Below are 25,008 nucleotides of genomic sequence, written 5' to 3' on the forward strand. Positions count from 1 at the left end.
GTTACTTGCCGCCGCCTAGCGAGTGCACATAGACCGCCAGCGCCTTGACGGTGACGGGGTCCAGACGGCCGACCCAGGCCGGCATCACGCCGGCGCGGCCGTTGGTGATGGTCTCGATCAACGTCTCCTCGTCGGAGCCATAGAGCCAGATCTTGTCGGTCAGGTTCGGTGCACCGAGTTCCAGGTTGCCCTTGCCGGCGTCACCGTGGCAGCTCGTGCAGTTCTCGGTGAAGATCTTCTTCCCTGCGGCAGCATCGAACTTCGGCGCGGTGGAGAGGCCGGAGAGCGAACGCACATAATTGGCGACGGTCACGATCTCGTCCTTCTTGAGAATCCCGTCACGACCGAATGCCAGCATCTGCCCTTCATGGGTCTTTGCGTGTCCCGAGCGTGCGCCGAACTGGATCGTCTGCATGATCTGGTCGAGCGAACCGCCCCACAGCCAGTCGTCATCGTTCAGGTTCGGATAGCCCTTCGCGCCGGCGCCGCCACTGCCGTGGCAAGGTGCGCAATTGTCGGCGAACACGGTCTTGCCGCGCGCACGGGCCAGCGCCAGCAGGGCCGGATCCTTCTCGATATCGGCAAGCGACGCGTTGCCAAGCACCGCCATCTTCTCGCCGCGCAGCTTCTCCAGATCGGCGAGGTCGGTGACGACACTCGCACGGGTCGAATAGTGGAATAGCCCGGTGGTGTAGCCCGAGACCAGCGGCCAGGCCGGATAGACGACCCAGTAGCCGATCGCCCAGATGATCGTGGCATAGAACGACAGGACCCACCACCGCGGCAGCGGCGTATTCAGCTCCTTGATGCCGTCCCACTCATGACCGGTCGTGCTGCGGCCGGATACGCCGTCAATCTCGTTGTGCTCGCTCATGATTGGTCAGTCCTCCCGCAGCGGCATCCGGGCTGCGGCATCGAAGAGAGTCTTGTTGCAGGGCCAAAGCGCGTAGGCGACGATGGCGATGAAGATTCCGACGAAGACGGGGGTCCAGAGCGTGCTGAGCAAGCTCCAGGCCAGGCTCTCGATTTGAATGATCGCTTTCATCCGCATAACCTCAGCGCAGATTGGCTTTTTCGTTGTAGAGCTTGAAGTCGACGAGCGTGCCGAGCATCTGCAGATAAGCGATCAGCGCGTCGAGCTCGGTCGGATTGCCGGCCTTGCCGTCGAAGTTGCGCACCAAGGCCTTCGGGTACCGCTTCTGGAACGCATCGAGGCCGGGGTTGTCGGGATCGGTCTGCGCCTTCAGATCGGCGGCCGCGCTGGCGATCTGTTCGTCCGTATAGGGCACGCCGACCGCGCGGCTCGTCCGCAGATGAGCCGCGATGTCGGACGGATCGATCTCGGTCTTCGCGAGCACCGGATATCCGGGCATCACCGATTGCGGGACGATCGAACGTGGATCGATCAGATGAGTGACGTGCCAATCGTCGGAATACTTGCCGCCGACGCGCGCAAGATCGGGTCCGGTGCGCTTGGAGCCCCACTGGAACGGATGGTCATACATGCTCTCCGCAGCGAGCGAATAATGACCGGACCGTTCAACCTCGTCGCGAAGCGGCCGGATCATCTGCGAGTGGCAGAGATAGCAGCCCTCGCGAACATAGATGTTGCGGCCGGCGAGTTCCAGCGGCGTATAGGGCCGCACGCCATCGACCGCCTCGATCGTGCTCTTCAGATAGAACAGCGGCGCGATCTCGACGAGCCCGCCAATCGCAATGACGACGAGAATGCCGACGATCAGGACGATCGAGTTCTTCTCAAAGATCTTGTGTCGATTCCAGAGAGACATTGCGTGACCTATTCGGCAGGCTGAAGGATGTCGGCGCCCTCGGTTTCATTGGCTTGACCTGCGTTGACTGTCATCCAGAGATTGACAGCCATGATCAGGGCGCCGATCAGGAACAGCGCACCGCCGGCCGCACGGATGATGTAGAAGGGATGCATGGCCTCGACGGACTCGATGAAGGAGTATTCGAGGAAGCCGAGCGAGGTGTAGGCACGCCACATCAGACCTTGCAGGATTCCCGAAACCCACATCGCGGAGATGTAGAGCACGATGCCGATGGTCGAGATCCAGAAGTGCCAGTTGACAAGCTTCAAGCTGTAAAGCTGGCGATTCCACAGCCAGGGGACCAGGCAGTAGAGCGCGCCGAACGAGACAAAGCCGACCCAGCCGAGCGCACCGGAATGCACATGGCCAATGGTCCAGTCAGTGTAGTGGCTCAGCGAATTGACCACTTTGATCGACATCATCGGCCCCTCGAAGGTCGACATGCCGTAGAAGGCCACCGACACCACCATCATACGGAGCACCGGATCGGTGCGCAGCTTGTCCCAGGCTCCCGACAGCGTCATCAGGCCGTTGATCATGCCGCCCCAGGACGGCATCCAGAGCATGATCGAGAACGTCATGCCGAGCGTCTGGGCCCAGTCCGGCAGCGCCGTGTAATGCAGGTGGTGCGGGCCGGCCCAGATGTAGAGGAAGATCAGCGCCCAGAAATGGATGATCGAAAGCCGGTACGAATAGACCGGACGCTCGGCCCGCTTCGGAATGAAGTAGTACATGATCGCCAGGAAGCCGGCGGTCAGGAAGAAGCCGACCGCGTTATGGCCGTACCACCACTGAAACATCGCGTCCTGCACCCCGCCCCAGGCGATGTAGGACTTCGAGCCGAGGAAGGAGACCGGCAGCGCGGGATTGTTGCCCAGATGAAGCACCGCGATCGTGATGATGAACGCCAGATAGAACCAGTTGGCGACGAAGATATGCGGCTCCTTGCGCTTCACCAGCGTCATCAGAAACACGATCAGATACGTCACCCAGACGATCGTCAGCCAGAGGTCGGCGTACCATTCCGGTTCGGCGTATTCCTTCGATTGCGTGACGCCCAACAGATAGCCGGTGCCGGCAATCAGGATGAAGAAGTTGTAGCCCACCACCACGAACCAGGGCGCGAGGTCGCCGGCAAGTCGCGTGCGGCAGGTCTTCTGCACGACGTAGAACGAACTCGCGATCAGGACATTGCCACCGAACGCGAAAATCACGGCCGACGTATGCAGCGGTCGCAACCGGCCGAATGTCGTCCAGGGCAGATCGAAGTTCAGCGCCGGCCACGCCAACTGCATCGCGATGATCAGACCCACGGTGAAGCCGGCGATACCCCAGAACATCGCCATGGCGGAAGCGAATTTGATCGGTCCGAAGTAGTAATTGGGGCGCCCGTCAATTTCCGCCGGAGGCAGCGCCGCTGGACGGTCGAGGTAGCGGTTGCCGATCACGACTACGGCGATCAGGCTTGCGGCGCAACCAAGCGCCGCGTGAAACGAGAACGCCGAATCGTGCCCCATGGCAACCGCTAGAAAGCAAACGAAGGCAGAGACTGCGAATCCTGACGTTAAGCCGGCTTCGCCCATCGTCATCGACTTTGTAACAGTAGATGGACTTGTCATGTGGAGGCCTTCTCTGGGTGCGATGACGTCATGGAAACCACAATTTCGCTGTCAGCCGCTTGATCGACATCAAATCCCGCGCCTTGCCGCTTGGCACCGGCGCCGCGGCCCAGCGCGGTCAGGGTCAATTCGCTCGAACAATATCTGGCTGGATTGGCCCGCCGTTCGCGCGTCAGGTCGGCGGAACAGAAAGTCTTCTCGCGGCACAGCCCAAAAATCCGCTGTAGATCGCGCAGCACATCACTATGGGACGAAGCGAGTGCATTCTTCTAACAAGGCTGTGTGTCCGAGGCGCTTGTTCAGCAATTCAGGCGAGCCCCGCCCCAGGCGGCTAGCACTCGACGATCCGACCTAGGAAGATTGAGCTACTGAGCGATCTCATCGACCTCCCGAGCGGAGATCAGATCAAATTCGTGTCGGCCCGCTAGAAATGCTCGCAGGCGTGGGACAAGGCTCACGAATTGCGGTGAGCTATCGCTGTCTGCTCGATTTTGCGATTTCCAGCCCCCTTGGGCCTTTCATTAACCATGTCGCGGATGCTATTTGATCTTCGTCAAGACATGCTGACGACCACGCCGGCGGAACGACACCTTACACGCCAAGGCTCGATAGCTGGGCTCTCCGAGCCAGCATGGAAAATGTCGGGGCGCAACCAGCGACGTGAGTTCTGCGACTTCGAGATCGGGTCTGTCCGGGTACGTTGAGCCCGGCGCCGCGGACAGCAAATGCGGGTCACATGCTGTCCTAGCCGCCCCAGGCCGGCGGCAGAGCCGGAGGCATCCGAAGCTCCATTGAATCGGCAAAAATCGTCCAGTCCCGCACGCCTTTTTGCCTGCAGAAGTCGGCCTCCGCCAGCTGCGCGGCCGTGGTAAGCGAGTTGGCATCGACCTTGAACGCCGCCTGACAGGCCCGATGTTCGTGGCCGCTATCGTCGCAAACCGTCTTGATGAAACGGACGTTGAATGATGGCATTGCACCCTCTGGTGGGCTGATTCGTTGCTTGCACATATCGCCCAATCCTGGGGCGCCCACTTTGATCTGACGCAACACAACGGCAAATAGGCTCACGACTATCGCGGCCGATGGTCCAAGCCCGCCGCTGCGAAAGCCAAGCCGACAATCACACAGATTGTGACCAACGTTGCGAGCAAACCAATCTCCAGAGCCTCGGCGGTGATCGCGGCTACCGCAATGAGCAACGGCAGACCGAGCAGCAGCCGTCAGCCCGTCGTGCTGTCGGCGGCTAGGTGAAGGCGGCGTCCCCTGAGCGCATCGCGGTGCAGCCGACCCATTGGCGCATCTGGGTCGTTAACGCGGCTTGGCATGCCTTTGAACTCAACCGGCATATGCTCAACGACCGGTAGCTCGGTGCGCCCGAACGTTGTACTCTTGGAGAAATGTGAGGCTTGCCCCCAGGAAAGAATGCCCGGACACATCTGGTACCGCTATGGCACTGCCGCGGCAGCAGCCGCGCTTGTCTTTATGTTGCGCGCCGCACTGGACCGTTACCTCGAAGACCGGACATTCACGATTATCTACGTTCCGGTTGTGCTCTTCGCCGCTTTCGCCGGCGGCCGCGGCCCCGCGCTTCTTGCCACCCTGCTCTGTCTCGGCATCAGTGCCAAATCCCTTGGATGGGACCTTGTTACCGATCCCGCAAACATGATCGATATCGCATGCTTCGCGATACTTGGCCCCATGCTTGGCTTCATAGGCGATCGGCTGCTGCGCGAATCCAAGCAGGCCGGTGACCGTCAGGCCCATTTGCAGTCGATCCTGGATACCGTGCCCGACGCCATGATCGTGATTGACGATCGCGGCGTTATTCGTTCGTTCAGCGCCACAGCCGAACGCCTGTTTGGGTGGTCGCCCGACCAGATTGTCGGAAAGAACGTGTCGAGCCTAATGCCGCAGCCCTATCGTGGCGAGCATGACCGGTACCTCGAACGCTATCTGACCACCGGGGAGCGTCGCATCATCGGCATCGGCCGGATCGTGGTCGGTGAACGGAGCGACGGCTCGACCTTCCCGATGGAGCTCGCTGTTGGCGAGGCCAGAGCGCGCGGCGAGCGTTTCTTCACCGGATTTGTGCGGGATCTAACTGAGCGGCGCGCACAGGAGCGCCGGCTGCAGGATCTGCAATCCGAGCTCGTGCATGTATCGCGATTGACCGCGATGGGCGAAATGGCGTCCTCGATCGCCCATGAGATCAACCAGCCGCTGTCGGCCATCACGAACTACATGCGTGGCGCAAAGACGCTGATGGCGGCGGAGACGTTCGATACTACGCGAGTGCGCGATGCTCTCGATCGCGCCGGTAAGCAGGCGCTGAGAGCCGGCGATATCATCAAGCGTCTTCGCGAGTTCGTCGCCAAGGGCGAAACACAGCAATCGCCGGAAAATCCGGTCACACTGCTCGAAGAAGCGGTCGCACTCGCATTGCTCGGCGCCAAGGAGCAGGGCGTCCGAGTGGCCATAAGCAGCGACCGCGACATCCCCTCGATCGTCGTTGACAAGATTCAGATCCAGCAGGTCGTGCTGAACCTGGTCCGCAATGCGATCGAGGCGATGGCCAGCAGCGCGCGTCGCGAACTGACCGTCGGCGTCACCAAGGCCGATGGGGCCGCGATATTCACCATTGCCGACACCGGGCCTGGCATCAGTGACGCTATCGCCGACCGCCTGTTCCAGCCTTTTGTCACGACCAAAGAGCATGGCATGGGCGTCGGCCTGTCGATCTGCCGGACCATCGTCAAATCCCACGGCGGCAATATCGAGGCCTTGCCTAACCCTGGCGGCGGCACCGTGTTTCAGTTTACCATTCCCTTTGCGGAGGCCGGAGAAGAGGCATGACTGCGCGACGCACTATCCTTGTCATCGACGATGATCCCGCAATGCGGGATTCGCTCCCCTTTCTCCTCGACGTCAACGGCTTTGACGTGGCGACCTTTGAGACGGCAAACGATCTGCTTCATCATTTCGCCGAAGACGCCGTCGACTGTATCGTGTCCGACATCCGCATGCCCGGCATGAGCGGCCTCGAACTGGTCCGCAAGCTCAAGGCTGACGCGATAATCTGCCCTGTCATCCTGATCACCGGTCACGGCGACGTCGCGCTTGCGGTGGAAGCGATGAAGGCGGGCGCGGTCGACTTCATCGAAAAACCCTTCGAGGACGAGGCGCTGCTGCGCGCAATTCGAGGAGCCTTGCAAGCACAGTCGGAAACGCAGGCCGATGGTGTGGCCAGACGTTCCGCCGAAGGCCGCCTGGCAGACCTCTCGCCACGTGAATGTGACGTTCTACGGGGGTTGGTGGCCGGCAAGATCAACAAGGTGATTGCCCACGAGCTTGGCATCAGCCCGCGCACGGTCGAGGTCTACCGCGCAAATCTGATGGCTAAGACCAACGTGCGCAGCATGTCGGAGCTGATGCGGATTGCGATCGCCGCCGGGCTCTAGAACCTGGCTGAGAGCGATTCATTCGGGTTTTGCGACGAAACCGCGGCTCCGGATGAGGTGGATCAAAACAGCCGTCGCCGCACCTTGCATTGATGGAGGAACTCCAGCGGGCTTGCCGGTCCGTATGAAAACGGCGCACCGCCTCCGACGGCGACTTTCTACGCTGCGGGGAGATCGGCATCGGACGCAGGAGGGTCCGGCTTGAGGTCTTCGTCCACGAGCGCAGCCGTAGAGGTTGCATACGCTAGATTATCTCGAAGTACCGTTGGCGCTCAAAGTCAGTGACTCGATGTTGAACGGCTTCCCACTCCCAGCGGCGAGAGCACGAGAAGGCTTCGACAAACCTATCTCCAAAAAGATCGATGGCCTTTTGAGATCGCGCAAACCGACTTGTCGCCTCCAATAAATGTTGGGGAAGCGGCTCGACGGAACGCTCATTTTCCTCGCTCGCATCACCAACAAACGGAACTGGCAAGTCGGCATCCTCTTCAATTCCCAGAATGCCGGAGCCGAGGGCGCACGCGAGGGCGAGATATGGATTCACATCTGCGCCACTCAGTCTATACTCAAGGTGGTGCGCATCCGGGCCTCCCGGGATGACTCGCACGGCACAGGAGCGATTGTCGACCCCCCAGCTTGGGCAGATTGGAGCCCAATAGCCGGCCACCAGTCTCTTGTAGCTATTCACGTTCGGCGCAGCCAGCACACAAAAGTCCGTCATGTACTTCAGCTGTCCGCCAATGAATTGGCCCATAGTTTCTGAGATGCTCCACCTTGTCTCGCTGTCGTAGAATGCATTCTTGCCATCAGCCGACATTGAGATGTGAATATGCCCCGACTGCCCCGGCCATTCTTCAGACACTTTGGCCATAAAGGTGGCCGTCATCCCTCGCGTCTGCGCCCACGATTTTATCATCGACTTGAATATGACGGCTCGATCAGCAGCATCCAGAGCATCACAATGATGCAGCGAGGCTTCAATCACTCCGGGCCCGGTTTCAAAGTGGAGCCCGCTGAGGGGTGTACTAGCGTTTTCGCACAATGCTAGGATCTCGTCGAACAGCTCTTCATTCGCAATGGTCCGCGTCAGTGAATACCCGAATGGTCCATGCGTCAAAGGCGTCCATTGATCAAAGGGCTTATTGATGGCAGTCTCGGCGCTCTCCTTGAAAAGCATAAACTCGAACTCGAACGCAGCAGTACAGCTGTATCCAATGTCAGATGCTCTTGCTAGGACCTTACGCAAAACACCGCGCGGGCAGATGCTCTCATGGACACCCGCAAACTCAGCCAGGTAGAGATCTCGCCGATTAGACACTTGACGACCGGTGCTCGATAGAATGCGCAGGTCGGCATCTCCGAACGCCGATGGCCGCTTCTTGGTAAAACTGGCTGGTATCACTCGGTCCGAACAATCCCAGGCAAGCACGGCTTCAGAGAATCTGACGATTTTGTCTCCATTCGAAAGATCATCAGCCATGACATGCTTCCCTCGTAGGACGCCGTCAAAGTCGCACACTCCAACCACCGTCTCGCGAGCGGCATTCGCGCCAGTCATCCCGATTGCGCTTGGCATTAATTCTGATCCACGTTCGCCAGATCGAACACCTGGTCCATCCGTATTGCTCGCAACTTGCGATAGTCACCCTCAAGCTGGGTCAAGTCATTATGCACGAGGTACACGATCCCTGGTGTTGACGCTAAATCGGTCGTCGGAACCAAGTTTTGGCCCACTGGAACGAATGCAATTGCATCTGCGAAGCTTGGGAGCTTGCGAATTGCTTCAAGTCCCGGATAACCGTTCACGAGACCGCCAATGTCAGAGATGAGCGAGACGCACAGCGCGTGAGCCCGTCGACTGTAAGGGCCGCGCTGCCTCATATATCCAACAAAGCCAGCCGGATCTGCATAGCGCCGTGCCGTTAGGGTCATGTGATTGTGCCCCAACGCCATCGTCCGGGCTTTTCTGGACATTGTCCCTTGAAGCCTCGCTCCGAAGTCCACCAGAACCGGCCCCGTCTCGTCGACGATGATCTCCGCATGAGCGGGCCCATTGACAATCTCGAGCGCTTGCAATGCACGCATCAAATAGTTGGACAGCTGTTCCACGACTGGATCCTTGCCATCCAGCAAGCGCTCGAGCGAGCAGACCGATGCTGCGCCCTTTACGGGAATGGTGTCATAGGTCCAGACCTCCGTGACGAACGATTCCCCGTCGATCGAGACAGCATTTACAGTGTATTGTTGTCCTCTTATCTTCTCCTGCCCAAGAGCAAAATGATTCAAGGCGCCCACACGATTTGTCTTTCCGACAATTGCACTCGTAGCCCGGTGCACGTCAGCATCAGTCGAGCAGAAGAACACATCCTCCGTACCGGTGCTATTCAGCGGCTTTATTACGATTTCGTCGAAGTTTCCTTGACCCTTCCAGCTTGTGAAGTCTTCAGCATTATCTGACACCACCTGCCTGATCGATCGCACCCCTGCCGCGGACAACGCCTCAGACAAGCGCGATTTGTCACGTCTCGCAGCTGAACGGCTGGTTCCATTCGAAGGCAAGCCAAGCCGCTCGGACAACGAATCCGCCAGCTCAACTCCGCTCTCGCATCCGGCTATGATGAACTCCATCTCTCGGCATCGAAGCGCCGCCAGGTGATATTCGACGATCTCCTCCTCGCTCATGTGCTCGTTTGGACGTATCAATTCATCATATGAGGCAGCGTCGAAATGCGAACGAAAGATCGGCGGCACTTGCGCAGCCGACATCACATGCACTGTTCCAATTCCGTAACGACTGAACTCCTCCGGCAGGTAGCGGCCTGTCGAGTACGCATCGACTATTGCGCAATGGCGTTTGTTCATCTGGACCTCCGATACTGGGCATAAATGGCGCAAAGGGCGACAGCCGTAATGAGAACATTTCCAATGAACGTATATGAAGAGGGCACAATACGAGCATCGCAGTACTGAAACAGAAACGAAATGATCGGAGCCGCGGACAGGACCAAGTTTACCGTCATTGGCTCTACGCGGCGGATGCCCTCCTGAATCAGGAGCAATGGAACAATGATAGTCGACAATGCAACGATCGCGATCACGCACCAACGTTGCGAAATCTCAAGGACGATTGAGGAGCGATCGACAAGAAGCAGCAGCAGAAAAATCGTCCCATAGAAGCGATGAGCCAGCACTTGTCGACCCGACAATCCACGGTCGAACAGCAATTTCATGAGGACATTGGTTAGGGCGAGCGACAGACCGGCCACGATGGCCACAAAAATGCCGAAGGACGATCGAGGCCCCCATTCGACGCCGGCATTGCCGCTTGCCGAAATCCAAATCATGTAGCCCCCGATAAGCGCGACCAAGGCACTTACGGCAATGTCCGATTTCGGGGGAAGGCCCTGTTTTCTGATCAGGGCGTTCAGCCACACCGTCGCAGAAGGTCCCAATGCCACCATGAATGTGACGATGATAGCGGGTTCGGCGTATTTCAGTCCGATGAATAGCCCAATCCAGCTGATTGCGGTGACGACGTTGAGCGACGCAAAGGCTATGAGCGAGGACTTCGTGATCCTTGGCCGACCGCTTTCGCGCCGAGCCAAAAGGTTGAACGTCAGGCATACCAGGGCAAAAGACAGCAAGAGGGTGCTGTAAATGTCTGCCTGCTGAAAATACGATGCCGCATAGATGTCACCTGCCGCGCTAACGATGACATAGAGGACGACAAACAGAACTCCCACGGCGAAGCGATGCGTCGCTGTTTGTTCCGTCTGCACGCGCATGGAATGGAGCGAAACAAGAGCCGTTCTCGAATCCGATTCGAGAGCCCCTTTTTTCGATTTGCAACGAGGACATTTCGCTCGGAGTTTCACAATATCCCTATCGCTCATTTCTCTGGCAGTGGGCGACACAAGCCTCTCCGAATGCTTTGAAGAGTCGCTTGCTCAAAAGATCGGTAGCCACGTGCCACTCCGGATGCCATTGCACGCCAATCTGCAGGGTCGTCGCGCCAATTACGGACGCGGCTTCGACCAGGCCGTCGGACGTCCATGCCTCGGGCTTCAGCGGAGCGGCAATTTTTTCTATGCCTTGGTTATGCAACGAGTTGACTTGCGCCTCTGTCGCACCCGCTATCGGGAAGAGCACACCATCAGACCGTATCGTTACGCCGTGCGTCACATCGTACTGACGATCTCTTGGGAGATATGGCTTCTCGGCATGCATCGCTCCACTTTCTGGCCTCCATTCCGACAGCGACGCATGGAGCGTGCCGCCGAAATAGACGTTGAGCTCTTGGAGGCCACGGCAAATACCCAATATGGGCATCCCGAATGCAACGGCCGCCCCGATGGCTGTCGCGGACAGCCTGTCCCTTGGACGGTCGCGGATGCCAACTTCAATATCCTGCTGGCTCGTCTGTGTAGTGGAAGCAGGCGACGTTAGCGTGGCAGCATCAATATTCGATTCATCTCCCGTCAGAACCAAACCGTCTAGCCTGGACATGATTGGAAGAACGCTATCGACGTCATCGGCATCGATGGTCGGGAGTATCACGCTCGTTACCCCCGCGTAACGAACCAGGGCATGCACGTATTTGCGCCGCAACCAATCGCGGTGCACACCATCAGTCAAAAGACGATTTGAGGTGATACCAACCACAGCTCGGACCGATTCTGCCTGTTGCGAGATCAAGCCAACTTCTCCCGCGCATTTGCGCCGGCCAGAGACTGCTCATACAAGCGTCGATTTCGTTCCTTCAACTGGCTGATTACGCTCGGCTGACCTTGAGGCCCTTTGACGAAGAGCCCTCCCCAAGTTGAGGCAACACTTGCGTACTGAGGATCCTGCATTCGAATTTTCTGAGCTTTGCGCAAGAGCCAGAAAGGGATGCCGGGCGACAGATGATGCTCGAGGTGGTATTCATCCAAATTCTGCCCGAAGATCGCTCTCTCCAGAAGATTCCCCTTTCTGTTGCGAGTTAGACAGACGTTCTTGGTTTCGGTCTCGCACATGGGCGAGTGCTCGGCGAGCTCGATAAACCAGCCGAGGACCTGAAACGTGGTGAGATAAGGCACAATCCAGAACAGGATGACGAGGTGGAGCAGACCAAGGAGATATGATCCGCCCAGTATGGCGACCCAGAACAGGTAGAAGCCATACTTATCGACCAGTATGCCCGACCGATCCTGGTCATCGCGATCTGCTATTGAAAATCGATTCGTCCAAAGATACTTCAGATAGTTGACGGTCGCGCCACCCAGTATCGGCTTCCAGATGATATTGAAGGCGTACCGCCCCGGAGGCTGGACGTCGTATACACCGCTGGCCAAGAAGAACTTCAGATCAGGATCCTTCTCCGGATCGCCGAGAAAAGGATGGTGCAGATAGACGTGTGAGATCCGGTATGCCCAATGGCGCTGGAACAAGGGATAGGCCGCGAACAGAATCCCCAGGGCATAATTCCAAGTGGTGTTCCTCGCCAGGGTGCGATGGGCCGCATCGTGAGAGATTGTCGTCAATCCACGTTGATAGGCACCGATCAGTAATACCGCGAGTGGATAGAGCCACCACGAGACGGAGATCGTTGCGAGCACGCAGGCTGCGATTACCGCGTAATCTTTCGCGATATAAACAGCTCCGGTTATATTATCCGGCCTCAGCTCGGAGAGCTGCTTGTTGATCTCTCGACTGAATTGAACCGCCTCATAACGTGATAACCTCAGTTTCCAAGCATCGGCCTGCTTCATGAGAACCCCTTCCTGACGGCTTTCAGGTTGTCAGATTGCGGAAAGCGCCTTGTCCAAATCCTTGATGATGTCGTTGACATCTTCGATGCCGACGCAGAGCCGGATCGAGCCACCAAATATGCCGGCGGCTTCGCGCTTTTCCCGTGGGACGGTGGTGTGGGTCGTCGAAACGGGGTGTGTCACCAGCGTGCGGGCATCCCCTACGTTTGACACGTGATACATCAAGTCGACGTTCTGGATGAACTTGCGTCCGGCCTGTTCGTTCTCTACCTCGAACATGACCATCGCCCCGTGCCCGTACTCGGCGTTCAGTGTCTGATCGATGGTTTCTCGATCAGCCCCTTCAAATAGGCCCGGGTAGAAGACGCGGCGCACTTTTGGATGTTCGTTAAGAACGCTCGCTACGACCTTTGCGTTCGCGCAGTGCTGCTTCATGCGAAGATGCAGCGTTTCAAGCCCTTGGATCAGTTGAAAGCTTGCAAAGGGAGCGATGGCCGCTCCAGTATCCCGCAGCCAAGTCATCCGGGCTTTTAAGAGGAATTCGCTCTGAGCAAGGTCGTCGATATCCTGCAACGCGTTGCGCCAGATGATGCCACCGTGGGCATCGTCAGGGTTGTTGAACAGCGGAAAGCGTGAGCTTTCCCCATAATCGAATGCGCCGTTGTCAACGATTAGTCCGCCCAGGGTCGTGCCATGGCCGCAGATATATTTGGTCGCGGAGTACGTCGTAATCGCGGCACCGAGCGCTGATGGACGGCACACGAGCGGGGTTGTCGTATTATCTACGACCAAGGGCACGCCGTGCCGTCTGCCGATTTCTGCCAGTTGCTTGACGGGAAGCGGAATCAGACGGGGATTCGAAATCATCTCTCCGAATAGGCAAATTGTGCGATCGTCGATGGCACGTTCGAAGGTCTCTGGGAGTCGAGGGTCTGCGGTCCTAACACTGATACCGAGACGCCTCAGCGTGTTGTGGAGCAGGTTCCACGTATTGCCATATAGGTACGGAGATGCGACGACATTGTCCCCCACTTCGCCACTCGATAGGTTGACGATCGCAAGGAACGTTGCCGCTTGGCCCGATGCAACAGCGAGCGAGTCGTTTCCCATATCGACGGCGGCATACCTTCTTTCCAGCGCACGGGTCGTCGGATTGATAATCCGAGTATAGGTGAAACCATCGGCCTTTACGTTGTAAACGTTAGCAATATGGTTCAGATCACCGTCGAGTTCGTAAGCCGTATTCTGGTAGATTGGCACTGCCACAGCCTTAGTTGTGGGGTCGCGACGAAATCCCGCGTGCAGAACAGCAGTTTCGGTGGAAAATGGGTACCGCGAAGCGGTCGCGATTGAATGCGATGTGTCGGCACGACTTTCGCAAGTCTCTCGGGCTGACGTCCGTCCTGCAAGCCCGGTGCGACCAGACCGAAAATAGGTGCGAAAGGCGCATCCCAGCTGCTCGATCCAACTGGATTGGATTTCTCCAATACAGCCAATCCGAAAGCTCCGGGTCGGAAGATGAAGCTTCGAGTAGACGTAAAGATTATGCGCTGCCAAGTGACAGTATAGCTGATCGAACGCAACCTGGTCCGAGATGCCGGCTGGCGCAGCAAACGCCACGCATATTGGAGACTGCAAGTTGGCCGCGAGAAGCGGGGTCGTCACACCGTCGAGTTCTTTTATGATGCGGTCTTTTATTTTCTCATACCTGCGGCGCCTAACGTCGATGCCTTCGTCCGCCAGAATCTCGAGCGCCTTCGTGGCGGCCTGAACGATATGCGTGGGAGGCGTCGACCGCCATTCACCTGTGCGCTCGAGCGAACGCCATTGATCTCTAACGTCGAGCACAAATGATCTTGGTTCTTGAACCGCATTCTCCAGCAGTTCATGCGACGCAAAGACATAAGCGACCCCAGGGGGGCCCTCTATGCACTTGTTGCTCGACGTGACCAAGACGTCTGGTCCGCCACGACTTAGGTCGATGTCGATGGCGCCAAACGAACTCATTCCGTCAACGATTGTCTTTACGCCTCGCCGCCTTGCGCCGTCCACTACTTGCTCGAGCGGATTGACGATTCCTGTCGTGGTCTCGCAATGAACAAAGCATAAGTGAGTGATGCCTGGATCTTGGCTCAGACACCCGGCAATTTCCTCGGGGTCCAAAGCCTCGGTGGCCCGCTTGACAAGCTGAACGGCTTGAACACCCCACAGCCGGAGAATCTTGAGAATGCGCTCACCATAGATGCCGTTTATGCAAACGAGCGGTCGGTCGCCCTGTGACACAAATGACGAGAGCGCAGCTTCCATTGCAAAGGAACCACCTCCCTGAATAGGAACAACCGAGTAGTCTTTTGGACTTCCCGACAGATTGAGCATCGACCGCCTCATACGGGCGGTCACTTCCTTGAACTCCAAATCACGCGATGCAAGATCAAACTGCATCTGCGTTTTTACCGCCGGCGCGAGTGAAATTGGACCAGGCGTCAACAAAGAACGCTGCCTTGTCACCCCATTCTCCCTTATAGTTGCATCCATCCGCGACTCTGGTGCATGGCTGCGCGAGGGCGCCTGGCTCCTCCTGGCACTTGACATCGAGATCCTTGAGGCGATCACCGCCGCGGAGATCATGACGGATGCACAGGCTAAGACGGCGCCATCATCTCGCGTCGAGTGCGAGACAAGTCAGCCAATCTGCTTGGGTCTGCCCGCGCCCGTTCAGTCAAATGTGGAAGTTCGCCAACGGTCTCCGTCGGACCATCGCGTCAGGGGACTGCGCCAGCCAGCGAACCCACAACGGCCGCTGCTGACTGCACTCATCTTACAAGAGCCTAAGAGCTGGGACATTCGCACTCTTTGTCACTCGTTAACCGGCTATGTTTTAAATCGTACAACTTGACGCCACGTGCGATTCAACCCCCTTCGGAACTCGTCGAGCAAATATTTCCGAATTTGCATTGTGGGGAGCGAGCGGACGCTGCTCTAGCTCGCGCCTATCTTTGCCAAAGTCGGCCAGCATGGACATCGTTGCGATTAAACGGAGCGGCGTTGGCATGCTGGTCCAGCCGGGTTTGATTGCAATTTGCGGCACCTTGCGATTGCTGGTCCGTCTTCGGCGTCAAATCAGGGTCGTAGCGCTGGCGGAGGACGGCAAAGGTGCAGCCGATTTTCTTCACGATGCAAGCCGCGGGGCACAGGCCAATGGAAAGACAATGGCCGCGACCTATTCCGTACCGGGCCACTGGCGACTTGCCCTCCAATGGCTCCTAAAGGCCATCTCCATCCGCGAGCCTCGCCCCCTGGAACCGGTCGCGAGGGCATCCGAACCGCTTGAATTCACGCGGGCTCGGCTCCAGCCTCCGCGGGACATTCGGTAAAGGCCACCACCGCACCGGCCGCCAATCGGGCATCGTGCGCGATGTAGAGTCGGCGCAGCGGCGGAAGCTGTAGAGTGCAAGATGGTTGACGGAAGGCGCTGCGCCATTGGCAACCTTGGAGCTACGCAGCGGATCGAGAGCAAGCTCTAGATGCCCTCGCCCGGCGCGGGCACCTCGCCGATCGTGCCGGATCGAGCCGCGTCATCGAGAACGGCATCCGGTCGTCGCGGTGTGTCTACTCGCTTCTTGCCGGGACGCACGGGGACCGAAACCGTTACGATCGAGTCAGGTGCGATGCACCCCAGCGATGAGCTTCTCCCATCCATTACACAGGCGATCGATGCCGGCCAGATGTCAGTCTGCATGTCGTCATCGGGACGGTAGCGGCAACGCGGGGAGAAGCAGCGCATAATCGCGCAAATAGAAATGCCGCGATTGCACCAGCGGCGCTGGGCGAGTGTCCCGGCAAACGGCCGCGACATCGTGAAGAGCCGGCCGGCGCGATCTCCGGCCAAGCGTCTGTCTTTCGACCTTGGGCGATGGCTCGAGACTCGCACTAGGCAGCCGGCGAAAGCGTGGTGCCTCGTCTGCTAAGTCGCACAATCAAGAAGTCCACGGCCTTCGCGGATGGCGGCGAGCAAGTCGCGTATTCGCCGATGTGGCATCAATCCACGTCCTGGCCGATCCTTTGCGCGCCCCTTTAATCAGAGAAACGTTGAGCGAGCCAGTGAGTTGCGCGCGGGACCGTGCGCCAACTCAGCAGTCTTCCGTGGCATCACGCGGCCTCTCGTTCACTGTCGTTCTTCCCCGGATAACCCCGCAGCACCATCGCGAGGCGCTTTTGCGTCAGGCTCGATAACCCTGCCGCGCCGCGCAGTCGCCTGGTGGAGTTCGCTCCGAACTCGCTGCGAGTTGCTGGATCGAGAAGCGCGCCATGCGACGGACTTTGCACTGGCTCAGCCCTAGCTGCTGGAGGGTGTAGTAGCCAACGGCGGCAGGTTGATCTTCTGCACGGCCTTTGTGATTTCGTTCTCCACGACGGGCGACCAAGAGTTTCTCTCTCAGCCTAGCCGCGCTCCTCGCTGGCGACGATTCTGCGCCTCGATCGGATGTCTCGATAATGCAGCTCTCGTCGATGCGTGCGCAATGGCCGCCGCGGTGTTCTATGCAGCTCCGCACGTGACGCATCACTGCGCATAGAGCGGGTCTAGATTTCCGTTGCTGCAACACTAGGGTGGCCCGTTCGTCCGAAGCGTACCAAGTATTCGACCGGTTTACTCGGATGAGATTGTCCACATTCTTGATTCGCGCTAAGGCGAAACAACCAAGGATGGAAGCCCTGACACGCGATGTCGCCAGATTTGTCCAGTCCAGCAAGAGCGGTGGATCGTAGTTTTGCCGATGGGCAGGAGACGGTCTGCCGTTTCACGATGGAGATCAGATCCATCAATGCGCATTTGGAGGAACTTCGGCAATTCCGGGCCAATATGCTTGGCATTACTGGGCCACAATGGATGATCTTGACCGCCTTGGCCGATTTGGACAGGAAAGACGGAGCTCCAGTCAATGTGGTGTCAAAGTTGATGCACGTCGACGCTTCATTCGTGACGACCCAATCAAAGCTGCTGGAGAAAAAGGGATTGCTGCGGCGCAGATCCTCCACGAGCGATGCTCGGGTCGTGCAATTGTCGCTAACAGACAAGGCTTACAAGCATCTCACGACCGTCGCTACAAAACTGGAAGCACTAAATGAGTTCGTTTTTGGCGAGTTCGGCATTCCGGAATCCCTAGAGCTGGTTAGCAAGTTGGCTGCAGTCAGGCATCGCCTGGAGAGCGCATGCTTAAAAGCCGCGCTGGAATTCTGAGGAGCAAGGCGCGGTCCTCGGAAAAGACGCTGGGCTGCGGCGATGTCTGATCTGCCAACCTTCGAGGTTTTATTGAAGCAGCGTGGGCGAAGGTGGTTGTGGTCGGTATGCGCGACCGACGGCACCGTGGTTATGGCGGGCTCGGGAAGTAGCCGATCCGCCGCCAGCTATGGTGCCAACAGGGCGCTTTTTCTGTTGCTGCTGAGCGCACCATATCGCTCGGGACTTTCGACTGGAACGAGCCTGAGCTAATCCGCAGGCTCGTTTCAACGCTCGCTTCACCCAAGCTCTAACGCTAGCACGATCTGCGGCGAATAACTGATCGTAAGTCGTTCCCGTCGGAGGACTGCGGGATGGCCAGCGTTCCGGCGCTTGTCAGAGGCCCCCCAGCACGCCAGGCCGGGTCGCTTCGAGCAGGGCAGCAGACCGGCTCATTGTAAGACAAGAGCCGACGCCAAATCTGCGTCGACATTTCCATAACACGCCCCGTTCACCACAGAGGGCTGTTTCGTCGATTAGAGAACGTCGACGCGTTGCGACGCTTCGGGCCTCAAGAACGTGTACGGCGGGTTCGGTTTAGGCGCCGTTGAGCGACTGGCGAGACAAACGAATCTCGCCGTGACTGAGGGGCGGTTACGATAACCGCCCCATACCCGCTCCATATCCAAGCGGATCAGAGTTGCTGGCAAGGGGACAGAGCCTGACATCACTACGCTTAAACGATGATTGTGCAGGACCTGGCAGAATTGGAGTCGTGGATCATCTCACCGGCAATCGGCAAAGCTGATCGCAGCGATCAAGGACGGCCTGTCAGCCGCCCTACTCTGCCAGTTTCGGTGCAGCTCTAGTAAGCTATCGCTGATGACCGAGTCCGATCCCGAGATGTAAGGCCTTCTGACGCAGCGCACCGATAGTGCGTTTGGTCATTTTTGATATTTTTATGACTGGAGTCCGGGCCTTCGAATGGGCCTTGAGTTCTTTGATATCGTCTTTGGTCCACTCGCGCCGCTTGATGCGTTTCTTTGTTACTTTCTTCACCCTGAATGCTCCTTGTGAGACGGCGGCTTGTAACACAGTTTTTTCAGAGCGACGACCGTTAAAAGTGCCACTCACAGGAACCCGCATAGACGTACAAGTTCGGTGACGTGTTCAGAAACAGCCTCCAATTACTGATCGCGGCTGTGTGCTTGAGTAAGTGACTCTGGCCCGCCTCGCTATGAAGTTATCGAACGTAAGAATCGAGCGTACTATCGGCAACCATACGTGCGTACGGCTTGGCGTTGAGCGAGGGCCGCTTTCGGCGAGCCTGTGTCACGCTTGAAAAATTGATGCGACGTCGTCACTTATATTCGTTCTAACCCTATCCAAGGATATTTGCTCGACCCTAAATCTACCGCAGAGATTGGCGCTGACGATGACAAATCACGGTAGAACCAGATGAGACCGATCCAATCGCACTACCGTTTCGCACCGGGGCCGCGCCATGACCGATAGACTCGGCCTATGTATCCATGAAGCCGCACATGTTTCTAAATTTTGCGGATGATTAGATTGCAAATATACATCAGATAATCAATGCAGCTTTGTTTGACATATTTTCCGTACGGCGGACTGACAAGGTGTTCACCATGCAAAAGCTGGCGAAATGCGACACATCATGCCATGGCTGCTCGCATTTGAGCAACGATTGGGAAGAGAACGCTCGCGCCAACGTAAACCGGGCGAAACCGTAAGCGAGAAGTTGCAGCATCGACGATAATCTGCTCGACGGTCTACGATGGAGCGGATCTCTGCGAGGTCACGAGAAGAGCTTACGCGCATCTTGACGAAGTCATGCATCGCGAATTATGCAGGCGGCTCATTGAGTGACGTCAATCGCGCTCAGCGATGCTGACGTGCGATGGTGAGCCTCGCCAATCCCAAGTGACTTGCCACATGCGTCGAACATTCACCTCGTTATTTCGCCAGCTACTCCTTTGGACGGCGAGAATATTTCTGTGTCCCCTTCGACTGCGCGATCTGACTTGCGGTGACCGACAACGAGCGGAATTGTGTCGGCTTTTCATCCGCCATGGCGACGTGTTGCTCGATGCCGCGACTATGGAGCCGGTTTTTCTGTCACAATGCAGTGACGCTACCGGCAACCTGAACGAGCTCCAGATGAACTGTTGGCGACCGTAGCGGCTTGCTATCATCAACGACAGCCCGATCATTCGTCGGGCTAGGTCCCGCGCCACCTAAACCGAAGCGGCACCGACCGGACGGCCGCCTTGGCGCTCGCCGACGAAGCGTTGACGATCGGGTCCGCGGTCGTACCGGTTCATTTTCACTATTTGGATCGAAATTGACCGTGTCCGGGCTCGTCGGCGGCGACGGCACGCCATGGCCGCGCCATCGAGATCGTCATATTGGCCGCTCGTCAGTGACCATAGAATGCTGGTAGCCCGATGGATCCGGCGCAATTTCAAGCGGAGGCAGATGGATTAGGCTTCCAACGGACTGCCTCGCTTCTCGGCGCTCGCAGCCCATTGAACATGAAGGCGCGCCGAACTGGACCGTCTGTAGGATCTGGCCGAGCGGGCCGATGCCCCAACCGAGGTCGTAATTCGGTCGGTTGATCTACGTCTTTGAGGGGCGGCCCATCATGGTACCGGTTGAGGATCACGGAGGCCGCGGGCTGCGCTGTTGCCAACGGCGCGTGGAATGAGCGGGATCAATCGAGGAAGCGCTGTGCGTGGCTGGCGGCTTCACGATCGAGCGCACGCAGCGTTTGTTCGTTCGGACACCATTTTGGAGGGCCTGCATGCTTCTCTTGATTGAGCTCAGCGGCACAGCGGCGTTTGGACTGACATAGGCCGCACACCCGCTGCAGATCGTGTAATACGTCGCCATGGTGCGCGGCGAACGCTTGCTCCGAGAGCCCTGCAAGAGCGAGGCGCTTACTTAAAAGCTCGGGGACCCCGGAGCCTTGCGCCAATGCTCGAAACTCGGACGCGGAGAGTCTGAGCTCACGCGCGATTGCGTCGATATCCTGACGGCTCAAACAAGCCAGCTCGGACTGTCGAGACAGAATCGTCCGTAACCGGCTGAAGAGCCAAAAACTACCGGTGTGTTCGGGTCGAGTAACCATGTATCATATCCATCTGGCCACCCTTAGCTCATAGAGACAGGTCGGCTTTTGATGTGCATCAAATAGGACCGGCGCTGCGATGAGCCTGAAGGCCACGGCTTCAGCGCCAAGACTGGTTGCTGGGCCAGCGCCGGCGACAATCCGAGACAGCCAGCCGCTCCCGCGCCGCGCGGCGATCACAACGCAACAGGCCGTTTTAGACGCGCGCCGGCTTTTTTGACCAGCATCAATACGTCGGTTGCGGCCTGCCGATAGAGATCATTTTCCCAGTCAAGGTCAGGTACATGGCAGACAGAAAAACTTGGCGCCCCATCATCTTTTCGTGCCCAAATACGGGCGATCGAGTCCAGGGCCTCCTGCCCGACGACCCCCCCGAGTTTGGAACCGACGACCTGCACCCTGTAACGTGCGCCGCCTGCGACGGAGTCCACTTCATCCATCTGCGGACCGGCGCGATGATCGGGGAGCGCCGCTAGGCCCGATTGACGTGCGGGCGCCCCCTTCTGGAACTCGCTTCGGTAATGCGAAGCTCTGGAACGCGCTCAGTGGAGGAAAATCAGTCAGCCAATAAGCGCCTCACGATAACAGTGTTAAGAAGACACCAACCAACGGAAGACGTTGTACATGACAGCGATAGCCAGCGCTGGCGCCGGAGCGCAAGCTGCGTCAAGGCAGCGTCGGGGATGCTAACCGACACGGACTTGAGCTGGTCGGGATCGATCTGACTGAAGCTTGGCAGTTGTTCCGCAGCCATGATGTGAACTGCCGAGTAGAGCCTGCCCCCTCACGGCAGTGGCGTCACGGCGGGCGGCAACCGGCAGACCACTTGCATGATCGAGACCGCGGGCAGATTGGACGCTGAACCTGCTCGCGCGGCAGACCGGCGATCTCGTCAGGCCTGTTCAAAAGGATGCGTGAACTTGTCAATCTGCAACTATGAACAGCATTCCGGAGCTAACGATCAGATTACCTGGGAACGGATCGAAACTGCCCCCTTTAATCGCGACCTGGAAATTGCCGTGATCGAGGGCAGCACCATTCACCGGTTGGTCTTCCCCTGCCGCCGCATCTTCGGCGGCTGGATCAGGACGAAGACCGGAGAGCGCGTCGCTGTACGGCCCACCCATTGGCGCGTCTGGCCCAGATAGTACTGCCTCTCCTGTATTGTGTTGCTATCGATACTGTCCGGTACCAGCCCTGACATCATCGATCTCCTCTTTCAGCCCTTTGCCACGACGAAAGAGCATAGCGTTGGTGTCGGGCTATCGATCTGCCGGACGATCATCGAATCGCATGGCGGTCACATCGTCGCGCTGGAAGCTCCGTGGCGCCCCACCCTTTCAGTTCACACCGCCGTTTGCGGAGGTTGGAAGAGGCCTGACTGAATGACGCATTTTTCTTGTGATCGATGACGGCATCCCATCAGATATTCGCGTGCCAAGGATGAGCGGGCAGGAAACGGTCCGCAAGCTCACGCCGTTGCCCTGTCCGGTCATCCTGATGGCCAGCGATGGCAGCGTAGCACTCGCGGTTAAAGCGATGAAGGCGGGCGCGGCCGACTTCATCGAAAAGCCTCGAGGACGAAGTGCAGCTGCGCGCAATCGATGGCGCCTTGGAAGGCGGCCGCAAAGCCCGCCGATGACGCGGCGAAAGTTCCAGGCTGAAGCCCGCCTCGCCAACCTCTCGCCGCGCGGGCGCGACGTCCTGCGGGGGTTATTGGCGGGCAAGCTCAACAACCTGATAGCCCGCGACCTTGGCATCAGCCCTCGCAAGGTCGAGGTGCACAAGGCAGGCTCATAGCCAGCCCGGCTCTGCAGGATGACGGAGTTGATGAGGAGCGTGATCGCCCCTCGGCTTAAGAGTATCGCGAGCCGGCGAGTAAATGGCTTACCGGCCGCACTGCCTAAACGAAGAGCTTGCCTGTGAGCGCGCCACTCTGGTCGAAGGCGGTATTCTACAAGGTGCGTTTGACACACATCAACGACGAGGTGGAGCGCACGGCTAGCATTGACGCCGCCCAGCCGGAAATCACTAGGTTAAAGGCGCTCAGGAGTTTTCCATGAACCGCGCTGCTTTCAAGCCGCTCCAAAACACGTCGTTGCCGCACTCGTTTAGGTACATCCGGCTCGAGCGCGCGCGTGATCCCGATCATCCCGAGGGCTCCTCCGCTATCGCCTACGTCATGGTCGCGCCGCTGGACACGGTGTCTCGGATCGACATCCAGGCCTGGAAGACCAATCGCGATGCCTGCCGCATCGTCCGTCAACGCCCCGATCAAGCGGATCAACTCGGCCATCTCGTGCGAGATCCGGGCGGCGGCTGGCATTTTCACTACGACGTGACAGGCATCTTGGAGGACGAAGCCGGATATCACCTTGGCGATGAACGCTTCCGGCTCGGCGAATATGTTTCCGTCCGCGAGGCGGATGGCACGCATCCTTATCACGTCGTCGCCGTCGCGCCGCTTTGATACGGCCAGGGCTGCCGGTGATGTCCAACGACGATGGGGCGTGAATTGCTAGCAAACCCGCTGCAGATTCTTGCCCAAATCGACCGCAATCACGTCACATGACAAGATTACGTCAACCCGGTTCGAACGTCATAGTGGGGCAATGCTGCCGGAAGCTGACAGAGTTGCGCCGTGCTACTCCGCTTGGTGGTAACACCGCTCGGCAACTCGAAACTCTCGCAAGTGGCACTCGAGCGCCGGTTTTCAGCGCCGACTCGGAGCCAGTTGCAGAAATCAATATCGGCACATCGCTATTTGGCATGAGCAAGGTACGCGTTTGCTCGACGCGCGCATTCTAAAGAGCTTGATTATGGCCAGAGTGTCTCCGTTTCATTCCACTGCAGCCGCCTAGCCTCACTCACCTTCATTCCACTACAGCCGCCTAGCCTCACTCACCAGAAGCCGTGGTGCGGAAATTGCCTCCCACCGCGGCCTTCTTGCGGGCCATTTTCCATCTCTGCGACTCCCTTCGATCGTTGCATCGCCTTGCCATCAGCGCTTTACCACAAGCAAATGGCAAGAACTAAATCAAACCGGCGAGCGCTTCTTGGAGAGCCGGTCGATTGCTTCGCTGCACTCAAGCAACGTGCTCAGTTGTTGCACGTTCCCGCCCCTCTTCAATCAAGGTGGAAGCGCTTTCGCCCCAGCGCAACGATTTCTCGCTCGGTAGGATGATCGCTGGATTCGGCGTGCACAGTAAGCGTTGGCCTGTTCGTTTTCAGAAAGTGTTCCAGCTTGGTTTTCTCGATGCCCGGCCCGATGATGAGCAGATCGGTGCAATTACCGAGGGCGTCACTTACCCTGGCGAGGAACGTCGAGTCGACCTCCGTATTCGCTTTGCGATGAGGAGATAGCGAATGCGCGCGCACGGCCGAGGCGCTCACGCCCGTCAGCCCCACGGAGAAGATTTTGGCAACGCTGTGATCAATCCAAATAACGGCGTGCGCTTGCGTTTGAACTTTCCTCTTGGTCATGAATTGGCTCTGTCCTTCTTTCGTCGTCTCATTTCTCAATCATAATGTCACCGCAGCAAGCAATTCACTGCGACCGACGATGCCAATCAGGCTCCGGCACAGACGGGACCGGGATCTGAGATGTTGTAGACGTCTATCTTCGCGACAACTTCAGCCAGTGACACATCATGACCCACGGCCATTAGTGAGGAGCTCGTGAGAGCATCGGCTCCAGACGTGTGCATGTTCACGTTCCCTGAGCCGCTTCAACCAATTTCCATGTTCAGTTGCTCCTGATGATGGAAATCACCCTCCGAAACAATATCGACGATATCGCCATGGTAGTCGATCACCGGCAAGCCCCGCTGATCGGTTTCCCCGATTGGATGGCTTCGAACGCTAGCCCTTTCGGCTTGATTGTGGCGAACGAGCGGTACATCTGACAGCGCGGCACGATCCCTCTGCTTTCGCCTGTTAGAAATACGACGCGCATCATACAGATGCCTCTCTAGTTGGAA

The 25,008-nt window shown here is 58.0% G+C and carries 25 protein-coding genes and 1 pseudogene; 6 read left to right on the forward strand and 20 right to left on the reverse strand.

The features are described from left to right. Nucleotide 1: 1 nt before the first annotated feature. The 6 genes from ccoP to AS156_RS19585 all read right to left on the reverse strand — a co-directional run bounded on the left by ccoP (nucleotide 2) and on the right by AS156_RS19585 (nucleotide 4,519). Nucleotides 2-874: a cytochrome-c oxidase, cbb3-type subunit III gene (gene ccoP, locus AS156_RS19565; RefSeq protein ID WP_066507707.1), complete on the reverse strand. Its 873-nt coding sequence runs from the start codon at nucleotides 872-874 to the stop codon at nucleotides 2-4. A gap of 6 nt (nucleotides 875-880) precedes the next feature. After that, nucleotides 881-1,045: a cbb3-type cytochrome c oxidase subunit 3 gene (locus AS156_RS19570; RefSeq protein WP_066507917.1), complete on the reverse strand. Its 165-nt coding sequence runs from the start codon at nucleotides 1,043-1,045 to the stop codon at nucleotides 881-883. 10 nt (nucleotides 1,046-1,055) lie between these two features. Next, nucleotides 1,056-1,790 carry a cytochrome-c oxidase, cbb3-type subunit II gene (gene ccoO, locus AS156_RS19575; RefSeq protein ID WP_066507709.1) on the reverse strand — a complete coding sequence of 245 codons (735 nt, stop codon included), beginning with the start codon at nucleotides 1,788-1,790 and terminating at the stop codon, nucleotides 1,056-1,058. A gap of 8 nt (nucleotides 1,791-1,798) precedes the next feature. Next, nucleotides 1,799-3,451 (reverse strand): cytochrome-c oxidase, cbb3-type subunit I, encoded by a 1,653-nt coding sequence (gene ccoN, locus AS156_RS19580; RefSeq protein ID WP_066507712.1) that lies wholly within the window; start codon nucleotides 3,449-3,451, stop codon nucleotides 1,799-1,801. Then, nucleotides 3,448-3,690 (reverse strand): hypothetical protein, encoded by a 243-nt coding sequence (locus tag AS156_RS42200; protein ID WP_136626314.1) that lies wholly within the window; start codon nucleotides 3,688-3,690, stop codon nucleotides 3,448-3,450. Before AS156_RS42200 ends, ccoN begins: the two co-directional genes overlap by 4 nt. A gap of 505 nt (nucleotides 3,691-4,195) precedes the next feature. Then, nucleotides 4,196-4,519: a hypothetical protein gene (locus tag AS156_RS19585; protein WP_245312965.1), complete on the reverse strand. Its 324-nt coding sequence runs from the start codon at nucleotides 4,517-4,519 to the stop codon at nucleotides 4,196-4,198. A 354-nt stretch (nucleotides 4,520-4,873) separates the two neighbouring features. Between AS156_RS19585 and AS156_RS19590 the strand changes: the two genes are divergently transcribed. Together AS156_RS19590 and fixJ are read left to right on the forward strand one after the other, a co-directional pair. Further along, a complete protein-coding gene (locus AS156_RS19590; protein WP_066507717.1) occupies nucleotides 4,874-6,304 on the forward strand; it encodes a PAS domain S-box protein in 1,431 nt (476 codons plus the stop codon). Next, entirely contained in the window at nucleotides 6,301-6,909 is a 609-nt protein-coding gene (gene fixJ, locus AS156_RS19595; protein ID WP_066507718.1) for a response regulator FixJ, read from the forward strand. The genes AS156_RS19590 and fixJ overlap by 4 nt, the downstream gene beginning before the upstream one ends. Before the next feature lie 244 nt (nucleotides 6,910-7,153). On the opposite strand, the gene AS156_RS19600 is transcribed toward fixJ, so the two are convergent. The 7 genes from AS156_RS19600 to AS156_RS46230 all read right to left on the reverse strand — a co-directional run bounded on the left by AS156_RS19600 (nucleotide 7,154) and on the right by AS156_RS46230 (nucleotide 16,590). After that, entirely contained in the window at nucleotides 7,154-8,389 is a 1,236-nt protein-coding gene (locus AS156_RS19600) for a glutamine synthetase family protein (RefSeq protein ID WP_245312967.1), read from the reverse strand. A gap of 95 nt (nucleotides 8,390-8,484) precedes the next feature. Continuing rightward, a complete protein-coding gene (locus AS156_RS19605) occupies nucleotides 8,485-9,771 on the reverse strand; it encodes an ATP-grasp domain-containing protein (RefSeq protein ID WP_066507722.1) in 1,287 nt (428 codons plus the stop codon). Continuing rightward, nucleotides 9,768-10,694 carry an EamA family transporter gene (locus AS156_RS19610; protein ID WP_082747609.1) on the reverse strand — a complete coding sequence of 309 codons (927 nt, stop codon included), beginning with the start codon at nucleotides 10,692-10,694 and terminating at the stop codon, nucleotides 9,768-9,770. The genes AS156_RS19605 and AS156_RS19610 overlap by 4 nt, the downstream gene beginning before the upstream one ends. A 97-nt stretch (nucleotides 10,695-10,791) precedes the next feature. After that, nucleotides 10,792-11,604, reverse strand: a complete 813-nt coding sequence (locus tag AS156_RS19615; RefSeq protein WP_066507724.1) for a gamma-glutamyl-gamma-aminobutyrate hydrolase family protein — start codon at nucleotides 11,602-11,604, stop codon at nucleotides 10,792-10,794. Next, nucleotides 11,601-12,659, reverse strand: coding sequence for a dhydrorhizobitoxine desaturase (gene rtxC / locus AS156_RS19620; RefSeq protein ID WP_066507726.1), 1,059 nt, complete (start codon nucleotides 12,657-12,659; stop codon nucleotides 11,601-11,603). The genes AS156_RS19615 and rtxC overlap by 4 nt, the downstream gene beginning before the upstream one ends. Nucleotides 12,660-12,689: 30 nt before the next feature. After that, nucleotides 12,690-15,167: a 2-aminoethylphosphonate--pyruvate transaminase gene (locus AS156_RS40925; RefSeq protein WP_245312969.1), complete on the reverse strand. Its 2,478-nt coding sequence runs from the start codon at nucleotides 15,165-15,167 to the stop codon at nucleotides 12,690-12,692. Between the two features lie 1,012 nt (nucleotides 15,168-16,179). Continuing rightward, entirely contained in the window at nucleotides 16,180-16,590 is a 411-nt protein-coding gene (locus AS156_RS46230) for a DUF7146 domain-containing protein (protein WP_488226048.1), read from the reverse strand. Nucleotides 16,591-17,382: 792 nt separating this feature from the next. On the opposite strand from AS156_RS46230, the gene AS156_RS19635 reads away from it, so the two are divergent. Then, nucleotides 17,383-17,898, forward strand: coding sequence for a MarR family winged helix-turn-helix transcriptional regulator (locus tag AS156_RS19635; protein ID WP_066507730.1), 516 nt, complete (start codon nucleotides 17,383-17,385; stop codon nucleotides 17,896-17,898). A gap of 852 nt (nucleotides 17,899-18,750) precedes the next feature. Here AS156_RS19635 and AS156_RS40930 read toward each other — a convergent pair. The 5 genes from AS156_RS40930 to AS156_RS45805 all read right to left on the reverse strand — a co-directional run bounded on the left by AS156_RS40930 (nucleotide 18,751) and on the right by AS156_RS45805 (nucleotide 22,155). Further along, the gene (locus AS156_RS40930; protein WP_082747610.1) at nucleotides 18,751-18,936 is read right to left on the reverse strand and encodes a hypothetical protein; all 186 of its coding nucleotides are present in this window, start codon (nucleotides 18,934-18,936) and stop codon (nucleotides 18,751-18,753) included. Nucleotides 18,937-20,135: 1,199 nt separating this feature from the next. Then, on the reverse strand, nucleotides 20,136-20,366 hold the full coding sequence (gene ccoS, locus AS156_RS45800; RefSeq protein WP_347336637.1) for a cbb3-type cytochrome oxidase assembly protein CcoS: 231 nt from the start codon (nucleotides 20,364-20,366) through the stop codon (nucleotides 20,136-20,138). A gap of 245 nt (nucleotides 20,367-20,611) precedes the next feature. Then, a complete protein-coding gene (locus tag AS156_RS42210; RefSeq protein WP_136626315.1) occupies nucleotides 20,612-21,028 on the reverse strand; it encodes a hypothetical protein in 417 nt (138 codons plus the stop codon). Nucleotides 21,029-21,204: 176 nt separating this feature from the next. Next, on the reverse strand, nucleotides 21,205-21,468 hold the full coding sequence (locus tag AS156_RS19640) for a hypothetical protein (RefSeq protein ID WP_066507731.1): 264 nt from the start codon (nucleotides 21,466-21,468) through the stop codon (nucleotides 21,205-21,207). A gap of 483 nt (nucleotides 21,469-21,951) precedes the next feature. Next, nucleotides 21,952-22,155: a hypothetical protein gene (locus tag AS156_RS45805; protein WP_201456069.1), complete on the reverse strand. Its 204-nt coding sequence runs from the start codon at nucleotides 22,153-22,155 to the stop codon at nucleotides 21,952-21,954. 60 nt (nucleotides 22,156-22,215) lie between these two features. Between AS156_RS45805 and AS156_RS40940 the strand changes: the two are divergent. Both AS156_RS40940 and AS156_RS19645 read left to right on the forward strand, forming a co-directional pair. Continuing rightward, nucleotides 22,216-22,417, forward strand: a pseudogene (locus AS156_RS40940) (ATP-binding protein); the annotation flags it as partial. A gap of 12 nt (nucleotides 22,418-22,429) precedes the next feature. Further along, nucleotides 22,430-22,828 carry a response regulator transcription factor gene (locus AS156_RS19645; RefSeq protein ID WP_245312971.1) on the forward strand — a complete coding sequence of 133 codons (399 nt, stop codon included), beginning with the start codon at nucleotides 22,430-22,432 and terminating at the stop codon, nucleotides 22,826-22,828. Between the two features lie 154 nt (nucleotides 22,829-22,982). Here the strand turns inward: AS156_RS19645 and AS156_RS43385 are convergent, their stop codons facing one another. Further along, entirely contained in the window at nucleotides 22,983-23,180 is a 198-nt protein-coding gene (locus tag AS156_RS43385; RefSeq protein WP_201456077.1) for a hypothetical protein, read from the reverse strand. A 30-nt stretch (nucleotides 23,181-23,210) separates the two neighbouring features. Here AS156_RS43385 and AS156_RS19650 point away from each other — a divergent pair, with 30 nt between their 5' ends. Then, nucleotides 23,211-23,498: a hypothetical protein gene (locus AS156_RS19650; RefSeq protein WP_347336639.1), complete on the forward strand. Its 288-nt coding sequence runs from the start codon at nucleotides 23,211-23,213 to the stop codon at nucleotides 23,496-23,498. Nucleotides 23,499-24,154: 656 nt separating this feature from the next. Here the strand turns inward: AS156_RS19650 and AS156_RS19655 are convergent. Next, the gene (locus AS156_RS19655) at nucleotides 24,155-24,511 is read right to left on the reverse strand and encodes a hypothetical protein (protein ID WP_082747640.1); all 357 of its coding nucleotides are present in this window, start codon (nucleotides 24,509-24,511) and stop codon (nucleotides 24,155-24,157) included. Nucleotides 24,512-25,008: the final 497 nt, after the last annotated feature.

Origin of the sequence: Bradyrhizobium macuxiense (assembly GCF_001542415.1) — a bacterium.
Taxonomy (GTDB): Bacteria; Pseudomonadota; Alphaproteobacteria; order Rhizobiales; family Xanthobacteraceae; genus Bradyrhizobium; species Bradyrhizobium macuxiense.